The 5,593-nt window shown below is 72.3% G+C and carries 6 protein-coding genes; all 6 read right to left on the bottom strand.

The window, feature by feature from the left end; translation table 11 throughout:
• On the bottom strand, nucleotides 1-845 hold an 845-nt coding region (gene cbiB / locus ACT6S0_RS25990), incomplete at its 3' end, for an adenosylcobinamide-phosphate synthase CbiB (RefSeq protein WP_444766629.1).
• Complete coding sequence (locus ACT6S0_RS25985) at nucleotides 839-1,177, bottom strand: DUF1636 family protein (protein ID WP_444766628.1); 339 nt, start codon at nucleotides 1,175-1,177, stop codon at nucleotides 839-841. The genes ACT6S0_RS25985 and cbiB, both read right to left, overlap by 7 nt.
• Nucleotides 1,174-1,743, bottom strand: coding sequence for a cob(I)yrinic acid a,c-diamide adenosyltransferase (cobO, locus tag ACT6S0_RS25980; RefSeq protein ID WP_444766627.1), 570 nt, complete (start codon nucleotides 1,741-1,743; stop codon nucleotides 1,174-1,176). The genes ACT6S0_RS25985 and cobO overlap by 4 nt, the downstream gene beginning before the upstream one ends.
• Nucleotides 1,744-1,750: 7 nt before the next feature.
• Nucleotides 1,751-2,410: a 5,6-dimethylbenzimidazole synthase gene (bluB, locus tag ACT6S0_RS25975; protein WP_444766626.1), complete on the bottom strand. Its 660-nt coding sequence runs from the start codon at nucleotides 2,408-2,410 to the stop codon at nucleotides 1,751-1,753.
• Nucleotides 2,410-4,464 carry a TonB-dependent receptor gene (locus tag ACT6S0_RS25970; RefSeq protein ID WP_444766625.1) on the bottom strand — a complete coding sequence of 685 codons (2,055 nt, stop codon included), beginning with the start codon at nucleotides 4,462-4,464 and terminating at the stop codon, nucleotides 2,410-2,412. The genes bluB and ACT6S0_RS25970 overlap by 1 nt, the downstream gene beginning before the upstream one ends.
• On the bottom strand, nucleotides 4,461-5,593 hold a 1,133-nt coding region (locus ACT6S0_RS25965), incomplete at its 5' end, for a cobaltochelatase subunit CobN (protein ID WP_444766624.1). The genes ACT6S0_RS25965 and ACT6S0_RS25970, both read right to left, overlap by 4 nt.

Raw genomic sequence — 5,593 nt, 5'->3', positions numbered from 1 at the left:
ACGCCGTGCGCCGCCTGCAGATCGCCCGGCGCGGCGCGCTGGCCAGCCGCATGCAGGGTGTAGACGCCGGGCTTGCCCAGCCGCCGGTCCAGCCGCAGCGCCATCGCCGCCATCGGCCAGCCGCTGTTGGGCGACGGCGTGCGGCGGGCTTCGCGCAGCAGCTGCAGCGATGGCAGCGCAATGAGCAGCGCAGTCAGGCGGGCCGGCAGCCACGACAGCACGTCGTCCGCCCGCGCCGCCCACTTGCCGCACCACTCGCGCTCGTCCCGGTAGCCCCACATCGCGTCGGCCGTGTTGGCGAATCGGTAGATCGCCGCCCCCGGCAGGCCGAGGATGGCGAACCAGAACAGCGGCGCGATGACGGAGTCGTTCAGGTTCTCGGCCAGGGTCTCGATGGCGGCCTCGCGCACCTCGGTCTCAGTCAGCGCCGAGGTGTCGCGGCTGACCAGGCGTGACAGCCGCGCGCGGCCGGCGTCCAGCGATTCGGCCAGTGCCGTCTCGACGGCCATGGCTTCGTCAGCCAGCATGCGCCAGGCCAGCAGGGGCTTGAGCAGCAGGCCCAGCAGCAGCGCGGCGCCCGCCAGGCCCAGCGGCGAGTGCCAGGGCTGCAGCGCGAGCAGCACCCAGCCCTCCAGCCACAACGCGATGAAGCCCACCAGCGCCGTGCCAATCAGCCAGGCCAGCGCACCGGCGATGAAGCCCGGCGCGGCCGGCAGCTTCGTCAGCTTGAACAGGCCGAGATAGCGCCCCATGCCGACGACGGGGTGCATCCAGCTGGGTGGCTCGCCCAGGCGGTCCACCAGCAGGGCGACGGCGATGGCCAGTGCCAGCAGCAGGCTCACCATGACAAGGGCGGCAACCTGGCCAGCAGGCCCGTCTTCAGGCAACTGGGGCGGCGGCTCCAGGCCAGCAGGCCGTCGCCGGGCTCGGCGTGCTGCGCGGCCACGTCCAGCAGCGCGTTGACGCTGGTTTCATCTGCAGCCAGCAGCCCGAACAGGTAGCTGTGCTTGCCCGCACCCTGCAGCGCCGCCGTGCAGCTCTGCTTGCAGGCGGCCATGCAGGCCTGGCCGCGGATGGTCAAAGGCAAGTCCCGCGCGAGGGCCTCGTTCTCGGCCGCCTCCAGCAGCAGTTGGCCCTGGCCGTCAGCGCAGGTCGTGCAGATGACGAGGGTGCTCAATCTTCAATGCCCCGTTGCGCCGGCACGCCGGCCTTGTAGTGGTGCTTGACCATGGTCATCTCCGTCACGGTGTCAGCCAGCTCGATCAGCTCGGCCGGTGCACCCCGCCCGGTCAGCACGACGTGCACATGGGGCGGCCGCTCACGCAGGCAGGCCAGCACGCTGTCCAGCCCCAGCCAGCCATAGCGCAGCGGATACATGATCTCGTCCAGCACGACCAGGAAATGGTCGCCCGCGCGGATGACCGACTCGGCGCGTGCCCAGCCTTCACGGGCCAGCTCGGCCGAGTGCTCCAGGTCCTTGCTCTTCCACGAGAAGCCGTCGCCCAGGCCTTCGATGGGCACGCCGAGCTGTTCGAAGACGCGGTGCTCGCCGAAGCGCGCGCTCGGCACCTTCATGAACTGGTAGATGCGCACCGCCTTGCCGCGCCCATGCGCGCGCAGCGCCAGGCCGAAGGCGGCCGTGCTCTTGCCCTTGCCGTCGCCGGTGTGCACCAGCACCAGGCCACGTCGCTCGCCGCTGGGGACGACGCGTTGGCGGTCGACGGGGGGTTGTTCGATCTCCATGGTGGCTTCAGCCTTCGTTCCAGTGGTTGTCCATCAGCAGCTCGGCCAGCGGTCGGCCCTGGCGCCAGCCCTGCTGCTCCAGCATCGGCGCCTCATAGAAGCGCTCGACCGGCCCCAGGCACAGCAGGCCCAGCGGTTGCGCGCCCGCAGGCAGGCGCAGCAGGTCGGCCAGCGGTGCCGGCTCGACCATCGAGACCCAGCCCAGGCCCAGATTCTCGGCGCGCGCGGCCAGCCACAGGTTCTGCACCGCGCAGCCGGCCGAGCACAGCGCCATCTCGCGCGGCAGCGTGCGGCGGCCGAAGACGGTGCCGTCGTCCGGCGGCAGCACCAGGGCCAGCAGCTCGGCGCAGTCGCGCAGGCCCTCGACCTTCAGGCGTAGGAACTCGGCGCCGCGCTCGCCCAGCGCCAGGGCGGTGGCCTGGCGCTCGGCCTCCACCAGCGCGGCCATGCGCTCGCGCAGCGCGGCGTCGCTGATGCGGATGACGCGCCAGGGCTGCATCAAGCCCACGGATGGCGCCTGGTGCAAGGCCTGCAGCAGGCGCAGCAGCTGTTCTTCGGGCAAGACCTGGCCCGGCTTGAAGTGGCGCGTGTCGCGGCGCAGCGCGATGGCGCGGTAGACGGCCGCGCGCTCGGCGGCGTCGAAGGGGTGCTGGGCGTCGGTGTTCATCAAAAGGCGGCCCGCCAGCTCAGGCGCAGCGCGCGCGGCTCCATCGGGTGCACCAGCCGGCCCGCAATGCCCTCGCCACCGCCGCAGCCCGCGCCTTCGGCCCGCGTGCAGGCTTCGCCCCAGTACTCGATGTCGTTGGCGCGGCGGTCGAACAGGTTCAGCACGTCCAGGCTCAGCTCGTTGCGCGAGCCCAAGCGCCAGCCCAGCTTGAGGTTGGCCGTCCAGTTGCTGCGCGACCTCTCAAGGCCGCTCTCCTCCAGCGCATAGGCGCCGATGTAGCGCAGCTTGAGCCCGCCGAACCACGGGCCGGCCGGTGTCAGCGTGGCGGCCAGCGAGGCATTGAAGGGCACCGCGTTGGGCACGCGCTTGCCGCCGTTCTCTTCAGCCACGAAGCGCGCGCGCGACCAGGCCATGTCCGCGTCCACCAGCAACCAGGGCCAGGGGGCGACGTCGTTGGACCATTCCAGGCCGCGGCGGCGCGATGCGCCGCGCGCCTCGGTCACGCCCGCGTCGCCGACGAAGACCAGCTCCGATGCCAGCCTGGCCTGCCACAGCACGATGCTGCTATTCCAGCCACGTGCTGGCTGCACGCGCATGCCGACCTCCTGGCTCTGCGTGCGCGCCAGCAGCGGCAGCAGGGCCTGCGCCGCGCCGTCGTTGGGGTTGATGGCGCTGGTGGCGCCGCGCACGTCGTTGGAGCGAAAGCCCCGGCTCCAGTGCGCATACAGCTCGACGTTGGCGGTGGCTCGCGCGATCAGGCCGAGCTTGGGGCTCCACAGCGTCTGGCTGGCGCGCCCACCGTTGCCGCCGTTGAACTCGCCGGCCAGCGCCTGGTTGCGCGTGCGCAGGCGGTCCCGGCGCAGGCCGGCATGGGCGCGCAGCCAGGGGGTGATGCGATACCTCGCCTCGCCGAACAGGCCCAGCAAGTCCTGCTCCACGCGGTCCTCGCGCACGGTGTGCGCGCGACGGCGGTCCACCGTGTCGTACAGGCCGAGTTGGCTGATGCGGTCGTGGCGCCACTGCAGGCCCCAGCCCAGCTCCAGGTCGGGCAACGGGGCCAGCAGCGTGTGCTTGAACTGGCCGCCCCAGAGCCGGCGGTGGTCGGCCTGCTCGTGCTGGTCGCCGTCCGCGCCGTTGATGAAGCCCGAGGGGCCGGAGAACAAGTTCAGCGCGTAGTCGATCAGGTAGGCACTGGCGCGCCACTCCTGCGCGGCGTCGCTGCGCGCCCATTCGGCCGAGAGGCTGTGGCGGTGGGTGACGCCGCCATCATTGGCCAGCAGCGTGCCGTAGCGGCCGATCTCGCCGTTCCGGATGGCGCGCTCCGGCACATGCTCGCTAGCCTGCCAACGCGCGCTGTAGCTCAACAGGCTGATCGCCAGGCCGTTGTCGGCGTCGCCGCTTGATAAGCGCAGCACGCCGTTGCCACGCCGCAGGCCTTCGGGCTGGTCCCAGGGGCCGTCGTAGCGGCTGGCCTCCAGCGCGCCCAGCAGCCGCCATTCGCCGCCCAACACCGTATCGGCCGCCACCAGGCCGCGCCGGTGGCCGCGCGCACCCAGCGAGACCTCGGCGAAGGGCGCGTCCAGCCGGCGCTTGTAGTCCACGCGCGCCGAGCCGGTGGTGACGAAGTCGCCGTCCTCGGCCGCATGGCTGCCCTTGCGGTACTGCAGGCTGGACACCAGCTCCGGGATCAGAAAGTTCAGGTCCATATAGCCCTGGCCGTGGGCATGGCTGGCCATGTTGACCGGCATGCCGAGCACGGAGGTGGCGAAGTCGCTGCCGTGGTCCAGGTTGAAGCCGCGCAGGAAGAACTGGTTGGCCTTGCCGTCGCCGCTGTGCTGCGTGACCAGCATGCCGGGCATGGCCTCCAGCAGCTCGGCCGGGCGCAGCAGCGGGCGGCGCTCCAGGCGCTCGGCCTTCACCTCGCCCTCGGAGGCGCTATCGGCGGCGCCCAGCGCGGCGCGGCCCTGCACCTGCACGGTGTCGAGTCGCAGCTGTGCGTGTGCGGCGCCGGCCAGCAGCAGGGCGGCCAGGGTGATGGGAGCTTGCTTTGTCATAGGGCGGTGAAGGCCGGGCGATGCCGGCGGTGCTGCCAGGCGGCGCCCAGGCTCATCAGCAGGGCCATGGCCACCCAGGCCAGCGCTTGCGACAGCCGGTCGGCCAGTGCTGTGGCGGGCCGTTGCGGCGGTTGCTGGCGCTGCAGCAGCAGACCGCGCGTGGGCGGCGGCTCGGTGGGGGCGGTGGGGGCCGTCACCTGCGGCGCGGCTTGCGGCGTCGTGCGTGCCGGCTCGCGCACGGCTGCCAGCGTCTGGTCGGCGGCCCACTGGCGCACGCCAGCCAGCTCCTGGTGCAGCGGCGCGGCGCGGGTCAGCGTGCGGTAGGTGGCGGCGAGCTGTTCGCGGGTGGCCGCATCGGGTTTCCAGTAGCCCAGGCGCTGGGCCTGGATCATGCGTTCCAGCGCTTGCGCGTAGGCCTGTTTGTTCTGCTGCAGCCATTGCGGCAGGCCGAGGTTCTGCTTGTCGCGCACCAGGTTGTCGAACAGGCTCTGCCAGTGGTCGGGGCGCACGGTCTCGGGCGCGATGGCCTGCCAGCCGAAGGTGTACTGCACGGCCTTGAGCACCTGCAGCGTGCCGGCCCAGCCCTCGGCCTGCTGGGCCTTCAGCCAGCCCGGGTGCAGATAGCGGGTCTGCATCTCCAGTGCAATGCCACGCGTGGCGCTCTCGGTGTGGGTCTCGGTCGCGTCCTGCAGCTGGCTGACGTGCAGCGCCAGCCCCTGCCGGCGCCCGGCGGCGCGGGCTGCGGCGGACAGCCCGCCCAGGTACTGGAAGGGGTCGTCGGAGCTGAGCATCGAGTACAGGTGGGAGCTGCGCGACATCAGCGCCGCGTCGCTGCGCCTGAGGTGCGCGCCGAGCGCCTGCGCGGCCACAGCCGGGCGCGACAGCTTCAGCGGCTCGCCGTTCACATAGGGCTGGCTCATGCGGTGCAGGAAGAGCTGGCCCAGCCGCGCATCGCCGGCCTTCAGCCCGTCGGCCTGCGCGGCCTCGGCGATGCCGGTGCCGTAGTCGCCGGTGGCATTGCCGAACACGCGCGCACGGCCCAGCGCCTGCGCCTCGGCGGCGGGCAGCCCCTGGCGGCGCAGCTCGGCGGCCACGGTGGCGCTGTGCGTGGCGACGCCGCCCTCGGGCT

Origin of the sequence: Roseateles sp., assembly GCF_052436255.1 — a bacterium.
Taxonomy (GTDB): domain Bacteria; phylum Pseudomonadota; class Gammaproteobacteria; order Burkholderiales; family Burkholderiaceae_C; genus Pelomonas.
Note: the sequence above shows the minus strand (reverse complement) of the source record. Positions and strands in the feature narration are given on the sequence as shown.